General features: G+C 61.2%; 1 protein-coding gene. It reads right to left on the reverse strand.

What is annotated here, in order from left to right; translation table 11 throughout:
• The coding region (locus tag M3149_RS23360; protein ID WP_251711649.1) for an IS3 family transposase at positions 1 to 255 on the reverse strand (255 nt) is incomplete at both ends.

Consider the following 255-nt stretch of genomic DNA (forward strand, 5'->3'; position numbering starts at 1 on the left):
CGTCGGTACTCGACTGGACTGAGAGAGCCCAGAGAGATCTTGATCCGCTTCTCGTTGTACCAGCGAATGTAGGCGTCCAAGGCCTGCATGAACTGTTCGATGGTGGCGGACTGCCAGTCTCGGGGATGGAAGTGCTCGGTCTTCAGCCGGCCGAAGAAGCCTTCACACGCTGCGTTGTCTGGCGAGTACCCCTTGCGCGACATAGAGCGCACCAGCTTTGCGTCGGCCATGCGCTTGAGCCAACCCGGCCAGCGG

Source organism: Hydrogenophaga intermedia (assembly GCF_023715105.1).
GTDB classification, from domain to species: Bacteria; Pseudomonadota; Gammaproteobacteria; order Burkholderiales; family Burkholderiaceae_C; genus Hydrogenophaga; species Hydrogenophaga intermedia_A.